This is a genomic window from Collinsella aerofaciens (genome assembly GCF_001404695.1).
In the GTDB taxonomy this organism is placed as follows: domain Bacteria; phylum Actinomycetota; class Coriobacteriia; order Coriobacteriales; family Coriobacteriaceae; genus Collinsella; species Collinsella aerofaciens_E.
On the sequence record NZ_CZAQ01000037.1, the window covers coordinates 3,053 to 20,407 of the forward strand.

Sequence of the window (17,355 nt, forward strand, 5' to 3'; positions counted from 1 at the left end):
CCCCGTCCCAAAAAGACTACCCTTACCTTACGCAACGGTAAGGCAAGCGTAAGCCATATCGATGGTAGCCGACTCGGCTTCTTGCGACTATAGATGCCGTAGACTAATCGCAAGAAAGGACTCGGTATGCAAACCACGCAAACGGCAACCCCGGTACTGGAGGTCGCGCATCTCGAAAAGGTATATGGAGCGCTGGGCAACGTGACCCGCGCGCTCAACGACGTCAGCTTTACCGTCAACCGTGGCGAATTCGTCGGCATCATGGGCGCCTCGGGCTCGGGCAAGTCGACGCTGCTCAACTGCGTGTCGACCATCGATAGCGCCACGAGTGGCACCATCCGCATTAACGGCCAGGACGTGACGCGCATGAAGCAGGCCAAGCTTTCGCAGTTCCGCCGCGAGGAGCTTGGCTTTATCTTCCAGGACTCCAACCTGCTCGATACGATCACGGCGCGCGAGAACATCGCCCTGCCGCTCACCATCGCCCGTATGAACTCGGCGGAGATCTCGACCCGCGTGCAGGATGTGGCTGCGCGCCTGTCCATCAGCCAAGTGCTCGACAAGTACCCCTACCAGATGTCCGGCGGCCAGCAGCAGCGCGTTGCCGCCTGCCGCGCGCTCGTCACCGACCCCACCATGATCATGGCCGACGAGCCCACCGGCGCCCTCGACTCCAAGAGCGCCCGCCTGCTGCTCGAGAGCCTGGAGGCCCTCAATCGCCGCCTGCGCGCCACCGTGCTCATGGTCACGCATGACAGCTTTGCCGCCAGCTACACGAGCCGCGTGTTGTTTATCCGCGACGGCAAGATCTTCACAGAGCTGCGTCGCGGCGACACCGACCGCCGAGAGTTCTTCGACCGCATTATGGAGGTCGTTGCCATGATGGGCGGTGAGGGCTCCGATGCTCTGTAAACTCGCTTGGGGCAACGTCCGCCGCGCCGGCCGCGACTACCTCGTCTACCTTTTGACGCTCACCCTGGGCGTCACGGTCTTCTATGCCTTTAACACCATCTCGATGCAGGTCGACATCGCCGGAATTGATGAAGAGGGCTTGGCGCAGGTTATGGGCAGTATGCTCGGCTACCTGACGTACTTTTTGGCCGGTGTCATGGCCTTTTTGATGGTGTACGCCAATAACTTCATCATGAAACGCCGCAAAAAGGAGTTTGGCCTGTACCAGGTGCTCGGCATGGGGCGCGGGCGCGTCGCCACGATCATGGCGCTCGAGACCGTGATCGTTTCGGTCGGCGCCTTCGTCGCTGGCATTATGCTGGGTGTGGGGCTCTCCCAGCTCATGACGTTCTTTACCGCCTCGCTCTTTAAGACGCAGATCGCTAATTTCCACTTCTTTTTCTCGGTGCATGCGTTCAACCTGACCCTTGCCTGTATGCTCGTAATGTTTGTGCTCACGCTACTGCTGAACCTCCGCGCCGTGCGTCGTACCAAACTCATCGAGCTTATGGGTGCCGAGCGTCGCAACGAGACCATCAAGACACGCAACCCCTGGATCGCGATTGCCATCTTTGCCGTGGGCGTGGTGCTGGTGGGCGTGGCCTATTACCGTCTGCTACGTGATGGGTTCCCGCTAACCGCGACGGACAGCAAGCTGCAAGAGGCCATGAACCAGTTTGGTATTACGACCGCTATGGTTACCGTGGGCACCTTTGCCCTGTTCTGGGGACTCTCGGGCATGCTCATCAAGCTGCTGCAGAGCCTGCGCGGCGTGTATTGGCGCGGTCTCAACATGTTTACCGTGCGCCAGCTTGCGGCCAAGGTCAACACGGTGTGCTTTTCGATGGGCGTCATCGCGATGATTCTGTTCCTTGCCATTATTTCTGTGACTTGCGGTATGTCGATTGCCAGCGTGATGAACGAGAACCTGGAGCGCTATAATCCGGCCGACATGTCGCAGACGTATGTCTATTACACGCCCGATACGCTCGACTACTACAAAGAGTACGTCAATCCGTCTGAGGCCGATCGCATGGTGCTGGCCGATAGTACGGTCGATTTGTACTCCGCATGGCACGGCGATCCATGGCACGGCGATCGTAAGGACAAGTCGGCGGACAACAACGACGAGACCGGCAAGAAGGTCAATATCGCCGATGTTGCCGGTGAGCATGTGCAGATCGATTCGTATCTGAGTTACCCGCTTGGCGGCTCGAATCCTTCGGTGATCCCAAGTGAGATGTGCAAGACCATGGGCGAAAAGCTCCCCAAGGCGTTCGAGGGCAGCAACGCCGACATGACAGGCCTGTCTGTGACGCCGGCAAGTCAGTACAACAAATTGCGCCAGATGATGGGCGAGGAGCCGGTGAGCATTGGCCGCGACCAGTACTTGCTTACGTGTGATATGGGCGGTGAGCTGGTCGACCTGTACACCAAGTATATGGCTGGCGGCCATGCCCTTACCTTGGGCGGGCATACGCTCAAGCCCGCAACCGATAAGTCGGACGAGGACACGGCGGCCATCGCCAACTCGGCGATGGGCAGTAACGTGGGTACCGTCGTCGTTGCCGACGAGCTGTTGTCCCAACTCAATCTGCAGCCGTATTCCAGTAGCCTGCTCGTTAACTACAAACAGGGGATGGATACGACCGAGGCAGACGAGAGTATTAAATACACTGTGCTGGACAATCTGCTCGTTGACGGCAAGGAGCCGGGATCGTGGGGAATCTTCATCACACGCTCCGAGATGTACGCGCAAGCAGCGCAAATGAACGGTCTTATTAGCTACCTAGCCATCTACATCGGCTTTGTATTGGTCGTTGCATGCGCGGCGATTCTGTCGATCCAGCAACTCTCCAACGTGGCCGACGGCAGCCGCAGCTATCGTGTGCTGGCACAGATTGGCTGTGACGACCGCCAGATTCGCCATTCGGTGATGGCACAGCAAGCGGTATTCTTCCTGTTCCCGCTGGCAGTGGGCCTGGCGCACTCCTTTGTGGCACTCAAGGTGATCATCGAGCTGGTGAGCATCTTTGGCAACATGAGCATCGGTGGCACGGTGGGCCTTACCTGTGCGATTTTCCTGGCAGCCTACGGCGGCTACTTCCTGGTGACGTACCTCATGAGCGCCGGCATGGTGCGAGCCGCCATCGCCACCCGCTACAGCGAGTAACAAGCGGGTAAAACCATCGCAAAGCCACTGCGAAAAACCGCTGCGGAGGGAGTCGGACTCCCTCCGCAGCGGTTTTTTGTCTATCGGATGCCTTTCAGATGCAAGTGAGTAGACTTTTTTGGATTTGCCGAGCACATCGCGACAAATGCGCGGTATAACCGCAGGTCAGCGCTGTGGCGTTTTGGGGCGTGCTTGGCCTCCTGCAAAAAGTCTACTCACTTGGTTTTGCTGTTAGAAAGTCGCCGCAAGGGAAAGCGGCTCCGTTGACGTTTGCCCAGATAAAACCCGCCAAAATAAACCTGTCCCTTTTTGGCGGGTTATCGCTTCCAAAAGTGGAGGATCAGGGTGGCGCCTTTTTGCGGAAGGGGCACATTGATTAATTCGGGTAACAGTTTTTTACGCCGGGGACGATGTTAAAATAGCCTAAAGCTATCTAGGAGCTTTGATTTTATGGTAACCGAGGCGGCTACCCTACAAAACGTGACGGCTCGTTCCTCTGGCATCCAATTATGTTGTTTATAGGGGCGGCTGGTCTGTATTGTGTGGCGCCAAGTATTTATGCGGGCCTTTCTGGCACCGTTCTTATCGGCCTGCATCTGCTTTCGGGCTTCTGTGTGGGCCTCATCTCTCGCCCCGTGGGACCGGGTATTTCCAAAAGGCTTTTTGGACTTATGCTCGCAGATATTGCACTTCTTTTGATGTACACGATATCTCTTAATGTGTTTCATCAATTTCATGTTGTGGTTTCGGCGCTCGCGTTCATTTTGTTGTTGCTAGCCCCCTTGCTTGTCGCTTGCTGTTCTTGGGCGCTTGGCGGTGAATTCGCAAACATGCGTGCGGGATCAAAGGGGAAACATGTAGCCGATGACCCTACTCTCCACGGGTATCCTGAGCTCGCTCTTTACGGCCCCGTTGTGCTCTTGATTGCTTTGCTTGTTGGCCTTCAGTTTCTTCTCGTTCCGTTGATGGAGTCCATCGGTTCTTTCCTTTCCGTTAACGCCGAGATGGGGGTTGCTGCCTCGCTCGCCGAACCTCTTGCGTTTGGTAATGCTGCCGTTATTCTTGATACGGATTGTTTGTTTTCGCGCAATATAAACATCGGAGCTGTGCTCCTGAGCTTTGGTGGGCATCAAGAGATCGTATTGCTTCTGGTTACCGCCTTGGGCAGCATTCTTGCCAGGGCCATAACGCGATTTTTACCAGACTTAACGAGCACTTTTTCTGCGGCTGCCAAATTAGGAGGAAAGCACTCTTCAGTTGCCGATATCCCTGCGGCTTCGGGTTTTTCTCAAAGGGAGTTCGCGGTTTTCTCTATGAGGATAGAGGGAAAAACGTACGAGGAGATTGCTTCTGCCTTGGACATTTCCCCGTCTACCGCCCGTACCTATTTGTCGCGGGCCTTGACTAAAACCGGATATAAGAGCATTTCAGAGGCGACCGCTGGGCTTCTTTTGTCAAAGGATGCGTGGCATCTTGACGCAGCAAATGGCCATGATCACCGTTCAGAATCGCTGGGGCCCTCATCGTCCAATCGGAACTGCAGGATAGTCTTCGCCTGCTTCTTGTTTATGTATGCGTCTGGAATGGGCATCGAGGAAATCCTCGTATATTTCGGCTTTGAGCATGATGCGATAATCCTATCGATAGCTATAGTGCTTGTGGCCCTGTGTTGCCGTGCGGCTATACGGTGGATGTCTGAAATGCACTCGTGCCTTTCGCCTGAACTTACTCTTTCTTCGGTGTCTGTGGGTGCTGGAGCAGCGTTCTGGGTTCACGATGTGGTAAGTCGGCTGTACATTTTCTTTGAGTCCGTTGGGAGCGGTGAGGCCGTTGGCGGCCTTTTGCTTGCTTTACGCGTGACTGCGTTCCTTGTCGTACTTATCCTTATGGCTTATTCGCTGCTATTCTTGCGTTCGAAAGATACAGTTCGGGCGGCTGATCGACGCGATGTCGTGCGTGAGGCTTTCTTGAGGCTTGGCTTCACGCCGCTTTATGCCGACATCATGGCATGCGTTTTTGATGGTAATAGAACCGCCGAGATTTGTGCGCATCTTAACGTTGCTCGGGGAACCGTCAAAGAGGCCAAGAGCAAGAGCTATGCCTTGCTTGGAGTTCACTCAGAGCGTGAACTTAGAGATAGGGTTTTTAGTCTTATAGCAGATGTTATAGAAAATAGCAGGTAGAAGCCTGTAGACAAACAAGATTGTAAATCCATCCCACGCGTCTACAGACAGTTCTGACGATAAAGGTGATACTTCCGGACAACGGGTCCGACGACCCGTGCGTTGCGATCCGGAGGTGCTTACTGTGAAGACTTGTGATTGCCTCACATATGTACGGCTTAATTTAGAAATACTTGCGCACAACCGGGGAATTATGTTGCTGACGGCGCTGCTCGCGCTCGTATTCTGCATCCCGGTATTTCTATCCGTTCCAACGGGAGCGGATTATCTATATGGTAGAGCTTCCATCGAAGATCAGAGAGCCCTTTTGGTCTCTCAAGTCTCTGACGGCGTTTATGACACTGCCCCACAGGAGCTCAACAGCATCATTGCCGACGAAAGGGCGTGCCTTGATCGAGCGCTTGAAAGCAAGGCAGACTCCAGAGAGTATTACGATGCGATTGCCGATTACGACAATCTATTGCTCAAGGAATACCGACTCGGTTATTTGAATGGCGTTGATTCGGAGTTATCGCTTGAGGCCCAAGGGCGTCTTCCCCGAGCCATAGCGATGCTGCCCCATCCGGAATCGTACGGCTCAACAACAAAAATGCCTGGGATGATTCTTCTCGCATATTATTGCGGCGCTGTTCCGGCAATAGCGTGGCTTTTAGTTCCGGTCCTCGTCCTCTATATGTCGCTTGAGGGGGATGGAAAGCGGTTCTACGATCGGGCGTTGTTGTCAAAGTTAGAGATGAATGCATGCCGCGTTCTCGTCTCTGGTATTGCATCGACGGTGGTTTTGGTTCTGGCGTTGGTTCCCTGTTTTGTATTGGCAACGGTGTTTAACGGTGTCGGTCAGACAGAGTACCCAGTCGTATTCATTCAGTATGGTGACGTAGTCGAAAGAACTGTGTTAGTTCAGCTAGGGCTATTTGCCGTCTTTGAAGCTGCGCTGTCGATGATGTTTGCTTGCTTGGGCGTGTGCGTGTACGCCGGAAGCAGAAACAGGGCCATTTCGTCTATGGTGATCGCTCTTGTGGGGGGCATAAGCCAGCTTCCATTTTATGCGAGCAAAGATGCTCCATGGCATGCGTTGCTGCCGTATATGGTGTCGAGCTATTCTGCCTCTTCGTTTGCGCTCGGCGGCGCTTCTTACGCCAATGGAGCGGAGGTATCTCTCGTTCCTGAAGCCAGCGCATCGCACTGCTTCTTTGCCGTGATGGGCGCGTTTGTTGTTTGCGCGTTGGGAGTCATCTCGTTTTCGCGTCTAAAAAGCAAGAATCGTTGGGCCTGGAACCATATTCGCCCGGATAGTTTGGGCGAGAAAAGCTTGCTCTCTCTGTCGCTGGATGCGTTGACGGTTGGAAAAAAGCAGCTGGTAAAGGGATTGCAGCTTGATATGACCGCTGGCCAGATATGGGGTCTTGTCGCGCCAAATGGACATGGCAAGACTACGTTACTTAATACTCTTTGGGGAGATGCTGGGCCATCAGTGCGCGTGTCAGGTGCTCTCTGCTTTCATGCAAAACTATGCGTCGACTGTGAGGAAATGAGAAAGGTATTCTTCTTGGTTCCGAATAGGCCGTCGCTGTTGATTCCATACATGACCGTTGCTTTTCATCTCGACCGATGCAGGCAAATTTGGCATTCACCTCGCACTTTGGACCAAGTGCTTGATCGCTTTGACTTGACTGAGCTGATGAATACGCCCGTATCTAGGCTGTCTGATGGAAATAGACAATTACTTAATGTGGCGATGGCGTATATGTCCTATTGCGAAGTCGTCCTTTTGGATGAGCCCATGAATGCACTTGATGTGAGACACGTTGCGATCGTTTCGAATGCTCTTAGAGATGAAGCGGGTAGGGGAGCACATGTCATCATCTCTTCTCATCTTATCGGAAACCTCGAATCGCTCTGTGATGCCGCCGTATTGCTCACAGGAGATGACTCGCGTGTCGTTACCCGAGAAATGGGAGGTGATTCGGAGTGGATCGGTAATGTGTACACGCAGCTTTTCAAGACGAACGACAGTGAAACTAGGAAAGGAAGATAACCATGAAACGCCATGTAACGAAGAACTTTGTGAAGGCAATGTTCGCATGTTTTATGCTTACTCTGTCGATGGTCGCAATTCCCGTTTATGCGACGGCGCAACCAGATGCAGGTTCTGTTGCACCTTGTCGTCTTGTGACGGCGGATGTCTTGGACACCTACAAATCGTTCTCCACTGCAAACCACCCGAGTGAGAATATTGACTGTTTCGATCAGACATACAAGAGGCTGTCTTTCAAAACTTCGTATTCTCGTACGGGGCAAACGATTCTCTATACGGGTGCAGCGTTAAGCCCACGCGGCAACGGGATGCCCGGGTTTGAGACAAAATATCAGTGCACATATCGTACCTGGTAGATAACTCTAGGATCGGGTCTTTCCGAATAACTTTGCAGTGAACTTGTTTAACGCTGCAGCTCCTTCGTTTATCTCAATCTGTAACATCTGGCTGGCAAAAACGCCTCCACCTGTTACAGATCGAGATTATTCGACGCGCGCTCTGTAACTCGTCTCGATCTGTAACAGTAAGACGGCGATTTGGCCTCCATATGTTACAGATTGAGACGAAAGAAATTGTGAGTCAAAAGGCCGCCGCGAGGGAAAGCAGCTCCCCTCGCGACGGTTGGCGTTTGCCCAGATAAAACCTGCCAAAATAAACCTGTCCCTTTTTGGTAGGTTATCGCTTCCAGAAGTGGAGGATCAACGTCGTGCGGTTTTGCTGCTCGGTTTTGACCAGGATGTTGTGGATGTGGGTCTTGACGGTGCCTACGGCAAGGAATAGCTCGTCGGCGATCTCTTGGTTCGATTTGCCCAGCACAACCAGACGCAAAACCTCGGCCTCGCGGTTGGAGAGCCTGTAGGCGTTGCGGTAGAAGGGCATCTGCTCTTCGATGTGTCGATCAAGATCGCTGACGTTCTTTTCCTCGGGTGCCTCCTGCATGCGAATCGAAAGCACGTGATAGGCATAGATAATCAGCAGGATCGCAAAGTAGCACGCAAAGATATTCTCGCTAAAGTTGCGCTCGGATAGGTACAGCTGCAGCCAGGAGGGTGCCAGGCTCATGGGGACGACCAAGATGTTGTAGAAGTCCTCGGCAACGATGCACCCGACCAGAATGGCGCCGATAATGAGGTGCTTTCGTTGATTGTTGACGCGCGCCTTAAGCTCGACCTGCGTGCTTTTATGCGCCGTCCAAAAGATATAGAGCCCCACAAATACAAGGAATACCTGACGCATCGTGTAGTAGAGCCATTGATGCATGGGGCCGTAGGGGACAGCGACAATGATCAGCAGCTCGCTCAGGAAGAACGTTGCGACGGGAATTACAAACTGCTTTTTTGAATGTTTGTCGAGCAAGTCCATGGCAATGAGCCAAATAAAAGCTTGTGAAGCGGTTGCCACAAGCGTCCGCAACGCAGGCATGATAATTGAGTAATAGTCGCTGGCTGGAAAACTCTGGTTTTGCAGCGTGTATTCAAAAAAGAAAATCTCGGTCATCTCGATGGCATAGCAGATAAATACGCCGCTGCCATAGATAAAGAACCGTCGGCGAGACGAGGCATAGGCGGCAAGCGAAAGCACTGCCGTCACAATACAAATCAGGAGAATCGCTAGGGTATAGAAGAACATCAGGGTGTTCATCTGTCACCGTCCCATCTCATTTATCTCTGGCCGAGTCCTGTATATCTTGTGGGATATAGACGTCTCAACCCTTCGTTACATTGCGGATTGGGCGCCGAGATACAGCATAGCCGTATACCGTTTGCGGTTCTAGATAGTAAACCCCTGCAAGCTGTCTACCTGCGGGTTTATATTGGTTTAGAGGGGGTGTAACTCCGTGAACGGTCTTTAATCCCGAATAAACTAGGTAAAAATTGCATACGGGTGAATGATGGTCTTGTCAACACGAGGCGTGATGTTCGAGCGTCTCATAGTAATAGTCGGCAAGACCGGCGGAAAGGAAATTGACATGGCACTGCCTAAGGATTTCATCGACACCAATGACTTCACCAAAGAGCAGATCCTGGCTATCGAGGATCTTGGCCTGGCAATGAAGAAGGCCATCAAGGTTGACGGTTATTATCCGCACCTGCTCCGCAACAAGAGCCTTGGCATGATCTTCCAGCAGGTCTCCACCCGCACCCGTCTTTCCTTCGAGACCGCTATGACCGACCTCGGCGGCCATGCTCAGTTCTATGGCCCTGGCACCATCCAACTCGGCGGTCACGAGTCCCTGGGCGACACCGCTCGCGTTATGGGCTCGCTGCTCGACATCATGATGGCTCGCGTTGACCGTCACAAGGACGTCGTCGGCCTCGCCGAGGGCTCCGCTGTGCCCGTCATCAATGGCATGTCCGAGTTCAACCATCCCACGCAGGAGATGGGCGACCTCATGACCATGCTCGAGAACCTCCCCGAGGGTAAGAAGATCGAGGACTGCACCCTGGCTTTCATCGGTGACGCCACCCAGGTCTGCGTCTCCCTCATGTTCATCGCCTCCAAGGTCGGCATGAAGTTTGTCCAGTTTGGACCTAAGGGCCACCAGGTCCCCGACGGCGGCCTGCACGTTGGCACCGTTGAGGAGCGCGCCGAGTTCGGCAAGCAGATGATGGCCATCGCCGAGGAGAACTGCAAGGTCTCCGGTGGCTCCATCGTCATCTCCGACGACATCGAGTGCATCAAGGGCGCCGACTTCATCTACACCGACGTGTGGTATGGCCTGTACGACGAGGAGGTCTCGGGCGAGAATTACATGGACGTGTTCTATCCCAAGTATCAGGTCACCATGGACATGATGAACTTTGCCGGCCCCAACTCCAAGTTCATGCACTGCCTGCCGGCCACCCGCAACGAGGAGGTCGTCGACGAGGTCATGGACGACCCTGAGCGCTCCCTGTGCTGGGTTGAGGCCGAGAACCGCAAGCACTCCATCCGCGCTCTCCTTGCCGCCCTGGGCAAGCGCACCCCGCTCAACGACGAGGGTGTCGAGTACTCCGCCAAGGCTGAGCTCCACGCCGCTCTCAAGGCTCTCGAGCAGCTCTAAGCCTCAAGGCCGCTAAAAGTACGTTTGCGGGCGGCGGATACTCGTCTCCTGTCGCCCGCTCACCGAGGCTCAAGCAATTGCCTTAGTACCTTGGGCCTCGGATCTGTCCAAGACTGAGCGAAGGAGCTCATCATGAGCGACGGAAAGAAAAAGCTTTCCTTCTTGACGGTCATTTCGACCATCATCTGCGTCGTCTTCGTTTGCGAGGCCGCCGCTCCTGCTGCTGCCATTGGCAACCAGCAGTTCTTCTGGTGGATCTTCCTGATCCTGACCTTCCTGCTCCCTTATGGCATGGTTGTTGCCGAGCTCGGTACTACCTATGACGGCGAGGGCGGCATTTACGACTGGGTACGCGATGGCCTGGGCGACAAATGGGGCGCCCGCATTTCGTACTACTACTGGGTTAACTACCCGCTGTGGATTGCCTCGCTGGCCACTATGTTCCCCGACATTTTGGGCATGGTCTTTGGCGTCGAGTTCAATTTGATCGCCAAGATGGGTATCGATCTTGCCTTTGTGTGGATCGTCTACCTCATGGGCCGCTCCAAGGCGTCCGACTCCGAGTGGGTCCTTAACGGTGGCGCCATCATCAAGGTCGCCGTCGCGGTTATCGTTGGCGCTCTGGGCATTTGGTATGCCATGGAGAACGGTTTTGCGAACGACATGTCCGCTGCCACCTTCCTGCCCGAGCTCACCAACACCAACGCTCTCGGTTATCTGTCGATCATCATCTTTAACTTCATGGGCTTCGAGGTCATCTGCACCATGACCGACGACATGGCCGATCCCGCTCGCGATATCCCCAAGGCTATCATCGTCGGTGGCCTGTCCATCGCTGTGATCTACCTGTTCGCTGGCTTTGGCATCGGCGCTGCTGTGCCGGCCGATTCCATCGACCCCGACTATGGCATGATTGTCGCAGTCCAGACCATGGTGGGCGACTCCATGATCTTTAAGGTCATCTGCATCGCCTTCCTGATCACCCTGTTCGCCAACATGGCCGCTTGGTCCTTCGGCGTTAACTCCGTTGCTCGCTACGCTGCCGAGCACGGCAACATGCCCAAGGTCTTCGCCTCGATGATCTCTGACGACGATATGCCCAACGGCGCCAACCTGGTCAACGCTATCGTTGCCTCCTTGGTGTTGTGCCTGCAGCTGGTTCCCATCGACGCCATCTCCAACGGTGTCTTCTGGATGCTCTTCGGCACCTCCGTCGTCTTCCTGCTGCTCACCTACATCCCGATGTTCCCGGCGTTCCTCAACCTTCGTAAGAACGACCCGAACCGTGAGCGCATCTTCACGTTCCCGTTCAAGGGCGCCATGATGAAGGTTATGCTGGCCATCCCCTGCATCGAGCTGATCCTGGCCATCGTTGCAACGCTGGCTCCGTTCTCCGTCGATGAAATTGGCGACAAGGTCCCGATGATCGTTATCTTCATCGTGCTCGTGCTCATCGGCGAGGTCGTCCGCGTCGTCAGCGCCAAGGGCCGCGAGACCGAGTACAAGGGTCTCACCCCTGAGCTGGCTGCTCAGCGACTCGCTGAGGAGGCCGCCGAGGCCGAAGAGGACTAGAGCACCCGGATTCGGGGCTCCAACCCTCCTCGCGTACCAAAGTACGCTTCGTCGGGCTTGTCGCTCCCGACTCCGGGCACGCTAGCCTCTTCGGGGGCGTGCCCAAAGCGACAAATTTGCTCACTATTTCCTGGGGCGGGTGCGAGCGATAGCTCCGGTAACCACCGCCCGCCCCAACCTCTCTCTTTCGTATCCTTCGTGCGTATGTCTCCGCGCACTTGGCTACGTCGTCGCTCGCCGGTGCGACTCCGTGAAAACCGGTACCGGGCGCCCCGACCTTTGCCGGGGGACGGGCACCCACTATCTCTTGGTTTTTAGGCCGCGGGTAACCCGCCCGCGGCAAGCGATCGTTCGATTTGGAGGAAATCTTATGCGTACGATTACCGAGTCCGAGTCCACTCCCAAGGCCGACGGCTTCTTCATGCCCGCCGAGTTCGCCCCGCAGGATCGCGTGTGGATGGGCTGGCCCCACCGCACCGACACCTGGGCCCACGGCGCCAAGCCGGCCCAGAAGCAGTATGCCGCCATCGCCCGCGCCATCGCCGAGTTCACCCCGGTCACCATGTGCGCCAATCAGGCCGACTACGCCAACTGCAAGGCCGTCTTCGAGAACGACGAGAACGTCACCGTCATCGAGATGACCACCGACGACGCCTGGTTCCGGGACACCGCCGCCACCTACGTCATCAACGGCAAGGGCGAGAAGCGCGCCAACCACTGGCACTTCAACGCCTACGGCGGTCTCGTCGACGGCCTTTATTTCCCGTGGGACAAGGACGAGCAGATCGCCCTTAAGATGGCTGAGCTCTCCGGCTGCCGTCGCTATCGTCCCGATGACATGATCCTCGAGGGCGGCTCCATCACCGTCGACGGCGAGGGCACCCTTGTCGTGACCGACCAGTGCCTGCTTTCCCCGGGCCGCACCTGCTCTGCGGTTCTGGAGGAGGAAGAGGATCCCGAGTCCATCTGGCCCAAGTACCACAAGAAGTTCGAGCCCTGGAGCGAGGAGCTTCGCGCCTACATGGACGAGCACCTCAAGGATTACCTGGGTGTCGAGAAGGTCATCTGGGTCAAGGAGGGCATCGACCCCGAGGAGACCAACGGCCACATCGATGACGTCGCCACGTTCATCGCCCCGGGCGTCATGGCCTGCATCTGGACCGACGATCCCGAGTATCCGTTCTACGAGCAGTGCCACGCTGCCTACGAGACCCTCTCCAACGCCGTCGACGCCAAGGGCCGCAAGATGAAGGTCTACAAGCTCTGCATGCCCGTGAACCCGCTGTTCATGGACCAGGCTTCCTGCGACACCATCGACGCCGACGAGAACGCCGAGCCGCGCGTTCCCGACGAGCCGCTGATCGCCTCCTACATGAACTACCTGGTCACCAACCACGGCGTTATCGTCCCGCAGTACGGCGACGAGAACGACCAGTTGGCCGTTGACACGCTCCAGAAGATCTATGACGAGGTCTGGGGCGAGGGCGTCTACAAGTGCGTCGGCGTTCAGTCCGAGCAGGTCGTCTTCGGCGGCGGCAATATCCACTGCATTACGCAGCAGGAGCCCTCGGCGTAACTGTTTGTCTTCCCGAGGCACGGCACCTTGCCCTCCAATCGTCGGGCATGACCCTTAAGGTCAATGCCCTCCTCTTTCAGGGCAATCTGCCGCACCTCGAAAACCCAGTCGATCAATCGGACAGGTGGCGTGTCATCCCATCTCGGGGCATTGATGGGCTGCTGCTTGATGTCTTGGTCGGTTGGGTTTTCTTTGGGCACTCCGTTGCCTCCACATCGGAGTGCCTTTTTTCTTTGATTGAATACGCGTCTGGCCTGGGATTTTTTGCGGGTTAGGCCAATTGTTCGCTTGAATTTCCCAGGTCAGACGCGTTTTCAATTGCCGAAAGTTCCCGGTCGCGAACGCGGCCGTTTTGATCGGAGTATCTATGTACCAGCGTATCGTCATCTACACGCGTCTGTTCCGCGAGCGTTGGTCCAACAACTGCATCCTCTCCTCTCTTTGGGATGGCACCTGTACCGGTGACGCGGCCTGCAACCCTACCTTGGGCTGCGCCTTCGGTACAGATGCCATCCTTTTTGCTGTAGGGGGCGCGCGCCATGGCAGGTAAAAAGTTCTCCCTGATCGAGGTCATCCTTTCGGTTATCTGCGTCGTGTTTACCATCGAGGCGGCGGCTCCGGCATCTGCCATGGGCAACGTGCAGTTCTTCTGGTGGATCTTCCTTATCATTACGTTTTTGCTTCCCTATGGTCTGGTGGTGGCCGAGCTGGGTACGGCGTTTGATTCCGAGGGCGGCCTGTACGATTGGGTTCGCTTGGGCCTGGGCGACCGTTGGGGTGCCCGTTGCTCTTGGTGCTACTGGGTTAACTTTCCGCTGTGGGCGGCAAGTATCGCCTGCATGTTCCCCAGTGTCATTAATGCGGTGTGGGGTATCGAGTTCTCACTCGGGATCCGAATTGCCATCGAGATTGCCTTTGTGTGGGGCGTCACGGTCATGGCAATGCAGCCGGTGGCCGAGGCCGATTGGGTTATGGACGGCGGCGCCGTCATCAAGGTGCTCATTACCGCTGTGGTGGGAATCGTCGGCATTTGGTTTGCCTGCAATAACGGCTTTGCCAACGACATGTCATTTAAGACCTTCATTCCAGATCTGGGCGACACCAATTCGTTGACGTACCTATCGATTATCCTGTTCAACTTTATGGGCTTCGAAGTGGTCGCGACTTTTGCCAGCACGATGAAGAACCCGTCGCGCGATATCCCCAAGGCGGTTATTGCCGGTGGCGTGGCCATTGCGGCAATTTACATCATTTGCGGCATTGGCATTGGAGCCGCGGTTCCCGCCGAGCAGCTTTCACTCGATTCGGGCATTGTGGACGCAGTCGCCGCTATGGTGGGGCGCACCCACCCGCTGACGATGGTCGTGGGCGTGGCCTTTTTGGTGACGCTGTTCGCCAATATGATCTGCTGGAGCTTTGGCGTCAACAACGTAGCGAGCTATGCCGCGCGCCATGGCAACATGCCGCGTCCCTTTGCGTTGGTGTCCAAAAAGACCGGCATGCCCAACGGCTCGGCGCTCATTAACGGCTGTTTTGCCAGCTTGGTGCTGCTGCTCCAGATTCCGCTGGGTGAGGGTTCCGACGTCTTTTGGGTCTTCTTCTCGATGAACGTCGTCTTTCTGCTCATGAGCTATATCCCCATGTTTCCAGCGTTTTGGCGTCTGCGCAAGCACGATAATCGCTCGCGTGTGTTCCGTGCGCCTTTCGAGGGCAAGGTGCTTGCGGTGGCGCTTGCGATTCCCGTGGTGGAGCTCGTGCTTTCGATTGTTGCTACGATTGTGCCGCTCAACAGCTCACCTGCCGAGATGGCAAAGTTGCCGATTCTCGCGGGCGTAGTGATTGGCCTGTTATTGGGCGAGGTTTCGCGCCTCATATCGCGCCGCGGCCGAAGCGTCGACAATCCCGGCGTTGGTGCACGGGGGTCAGGTTACTTTGCACCAAAACAGTAAGCGCCGCGAGTTGCGCAGCGCTTGGTGCATCTTGGATTACTGTTCGCGGTGCTCGGGATCGGAAACGAGCTTAGGCGCAAAGTAGGGGACGTGGCCCAGGTAGGGGCAGCTGTCCGAACGCTCCTCGACGACACAGGGGACGTCATTGTAGGTAAGTGAGTCGCTCAGGTGGACGATGGCCTTGGCGGCAGGGGCAACGAGTATTTTGAGCAGTGCGATAGGCGCCATGGCATCTCCTTTCCTGCATGCGACCCGTGTTTTAGCGCGAATGTGTACGCCGCAAGTCTAACATCCCGCCGCGGAGAGCTCCAAACCACCACAAAGGGGACAGGCACCTTTGTGGTGGATTTGGGGTTTGACCAGATAATACCTGTTATCGCTCCCAGGCAGTCGTCGGGGACGTTCTAAAACGGTTATAGGTTACTATCCAATAACGCCTCTGAACTGGGCTACTATTAGATTATGGAAAACACTACTGCAAGATTATGGCAAATGATACTGTCAGATTATGGCGTGTGCTGCTGTAGTCGTCGGGGGCCTGCCTTATGAGCGCCGGCATGGTGCGAACTGCCATCGCTGCCCGCTACAGCGAGTAGCAAGCGGGCAAAACCGCCTCAAAACCAGCGCGAACAACCGCCGCGAAGAGGATCGGACCCCTTTCGCGGCGTTTTTTGCCTATCTGGAGCGCCTCAAAACCAAGTGAGTAGACTTTTTTGGATCTGCCGAGCACAGCACGACAAGTGCTCAATAAAACCGCAGGTCAGCGCTGTGGCGATTTGGGGTGTGCTCGGCTTCCTGCAAAAAGTCTACTCACTTGGTTTTGGCTGCTAGAAGACCGCCGCGAGGGAAGGCAACTTCCCTCGCGGCGGTTGGCGTTTGCCCAGATAAAACCTGCCAAAATAAACCTGTCCCTTTTTGGCATGTCCCTTTTGGCGTGGCTGATTGGTTTGGGCTGTTTTGGAGAAAGCCATGAGGCGGCACTCAGGCTAATCCTGCGTGTCGCCTCCGTACATGTAGACGATAAAGCCGTCGCCGGTGTCTTGGCTGTGATCCTCCAGGATGCGCTTCATGTTGAGGTGCTCGTAGAACTGCCAGTCAGAGTTGCAGTCGCTCATCAGGAAGAATTTGGTGCACCCGTCTTTGGCGAGTTCGGCGCGCGCAAGGTCGATGAGCTCGCGGCCGAGTCCCTTGCCCTGCCACTTGGGCACAATGATGATCAGGTTGAGCTGGCCCTGGGCATACTCGTTGCCCGTGGCGGCAAAGCGATCGGCCGTTGCCTTCTCACGGCTGTCGCCAAAGAGCGAGCCCTCGAGCTTGGCGTCGGCAGTCTTTGCCATCTCGGTTGCCTGGGCGAACATCTCGTCGTAGCAGGGTACCCACGTGGGGTTGGTACGCGGCTTGCCGTTCTCGAAGATGCCGATGCAGCAGGCGGCGATAATGCGGCCCTCGGCCTCGGCGACAAGCGCGATGGGGGAGCGCTGCAGCTGCATGGCGATGTTGAAGCGCGCGCAGAAATCGGCAGCTTCGACGTCGCCGCGGTTGCGTAGCGTGTTGCACCACAGCTGGTTGTAGATGGCGGCGATGCCGGTCAGGTCATCAAGCGTGGCGGCGCGCAGGGTTACGTTGTCAAGGCTCACGGAGGCTCCTTCCAGGTAGGGTCAGGCCACCTCTGAGTGTGACATGGGCGCACCGCCGCTGCAGCAACCATTCGGCAGACGAGCCCCGATCCTTCGGGGGCGGAGGAAAAGGGATCACGAGGATAGTCATTGGGTGTTCCTATAGTTTTGTCAACCGTCGGGGCTACTCCCGGTAGGGCACCCGGTCGCGCATCACGGCGTATATCGCCCTGAGCCGCTTCCTCGCGACGGCC

General features: G+C 56.0%; 13 protein-coding genes. 10 read left to right on the plus strand and 3 right to left on the minus strand.

Annotated features, from left to right (window positions below):
* Positions 1–126 precede the first annotated feature (126 nt).
* The 5 genes from AQ996_RS08420 to AQ996_RS10030 all read left to right on the plus strand — a co-directional run bounded on the left by AQ996_RS08420 (position 127) and on the right by AQ996_RS10030 (position 7,701).
* The gene (locus AQ996_RS08420; protein ID WP_055252453.1) at positions 127–912 is read left to right on the plus strand and encodes an ABC transporter ATP-binding protein; all 786 of its coding nucleotides are present in this window, start codon (positions 127–129) and stop codon (positions 910–912) included.
* Positions 902–3,124 carry an FtsX-like permease family protein gene (locus tag AQ996_RS08425; RefSeq protein WP_055252454.1) on the plus strand — a complete coding sequence of 741 codons (2,223 nt, stop codon included), beginning with the start codon at positions 902–904 and terminating at the stop codon, positions 3,122–3,124. The genes AQ996_RS08420 and AQ996_RS08425 overlap by 11 nt, the downstream gene beginning before the upstream one ends.
* Positions 3,125–3,795: 671 nt before the next feature.
* The gene (locus AQ996_RS08430) at positions 3,796–5,307 is read left to right on the plus strand and encodes a LuxR C-terminal-related transcriptional regulator (protein ID WP_055252455.1); all 1,512 of its coding nucleotides are present in this window, start codon (positions 3,796–3,798) and stop codon (positions 5,305–5,307) included.
* Positions 5,308–5,431: 124 nt separating this feature from the next.
* Complete coding sequence (locus tag AQ996_RS08435) at positions 5,432–7,345, plus strand: ATP-binding cassette domain-containing protein (RefSeq protein ID WP_148315922.1); 1,914 nt, start codon at positions 5,432–5,434, stop codon at positions 7,343–7,345.
* A gap of 2 nt (positions 7,346–7,347) precedes the next feature.
* Positions 7,348–7,701: a hypothetical protein gene (locus tag AQ996_RS10030; RefSeq protein WP_055252457.1), complete on the plus strand. Its 354-nt coding sequence runs from the start codon at positions 7,348–7,350 to the stop codon at positions 7,699–7,701.
* A 319-nt stretch (positions 7,702–8,020) separates the two neighbouring features.
* Here AQ996_RS10030 and AQ996_RS08445 read toward each other — a convergent pair whose 3' ends face one another.
* On the minus strand, positions 8,021–8,986 hold the full coding sequence (locus AQ996_RS08445; protein ID WP_055252458.1) for a response regulator transcription factor: 966 nt from the start codon (positions 8,984–8,986) through the stop codon (positions 8,021–8,023).
* Positions 8,987–9,314: 328 nt separating this feature from the next.
* Between AQ996_RS08445 and ptcA the strand changes: the two genes are divergently transcribed.
* The 5 genes from ptcA to AQ996_RS08470 all read left to right on the plus strand — a co-directional run bounded on the left by ptcA (position 9,315) and on the right by AQ996_RS08470 (position 15,485).
* Positions 9,315–10,388 (plus strand): putrescine carbamoyltransferase, encoded by a 1,074-nt coding sequence (gene ptcA / locus AQ996_RS08450; RefSeq protein ID WP_055252459.1) that lies wholly within the window; start codon positions 9,315–9,317, stop codon positions 10,386–10,388.
* 132 nt (positions 10,389–10,520) lie between these two features.
* On the plus strand, positions 10,521–11,960 hold the full coding sequence (locus AQ996_RS08455) for an APC family permease (protein WP_055252460.1): 1,440 nt from the start codon (positions 10,521–10,523) through the stop codon (positions 11,958–11,960).
* Between the two features lie 370 nt (positions 11,961–12,330).
* Positions 12,331–13,536 carry an agmatine deiminase family protein gene (locus tag AQ996_RS08460; RefSeq protein ID WP_055252461.1) on the plus strand — a complete coding sequence of 402 codons (1,206 nt, stop codon included), beginning with the start codon at positions 12,331–12,333 and terminating at the stop codon, positions 13,534–13,536.
* Positions 13,537–13,903: 367 nt separating this feature from the next.
* The gene (locus AQ996_RS08465; protein ID WP_055252462.1) at positions 13,904–14,086 is read left to right on the plus strand and encodes a hypothetical protein; all 183 of its coding nucleotides are present in this window, start codon (positions 13,904–13,906) and stop codon (positions 14,084–14,086) included.
* Complete coding sequence (locus AQ996_RS08470; protein WP_055252463.1) at positions 14,076–15,485, plus strand: APC family permease; 1,410 nt, start codon at positions 14,076–14,078, stop codon at positions 15,483–15,485. Before AQ996_RS08465 ends, AQ996_RS08470 begins: the two co-directional genes overlap by 11 nt.
* 36 nt (positions 15,486–15,521) lie before the next feature.
* Here the strand turns inward: AQ996_RS08470 and AQ996_RS08475 are convergent, their stop codons facing one another.
* Positions 15,522–15,713: a hypothetical protein gene (locus tag AQ996_RS08475; protein WP_055252464.1), complete on the minus strand. Its 192-nt coding sequence runs from the start codon at positions 15,711–15,713 to the stop codon at positions 15,522–15,524.
* Between the two features lie 758 nt (positions 15,714–16,471).
* Positions 16,472–17,122: a GNAT family N-acetyltransferase gene (locus tag AQ996_RS08480; RefSeq protein ID WP_055252465.1), complete on the minus strand. Its 651-nt coding sequence runs from the start codon at positions 17,120–17,122 to the stop codon at positions 16,472–16,474.
* Positions 17,123–17,355 lie beyond the last annotated feature (233 nt).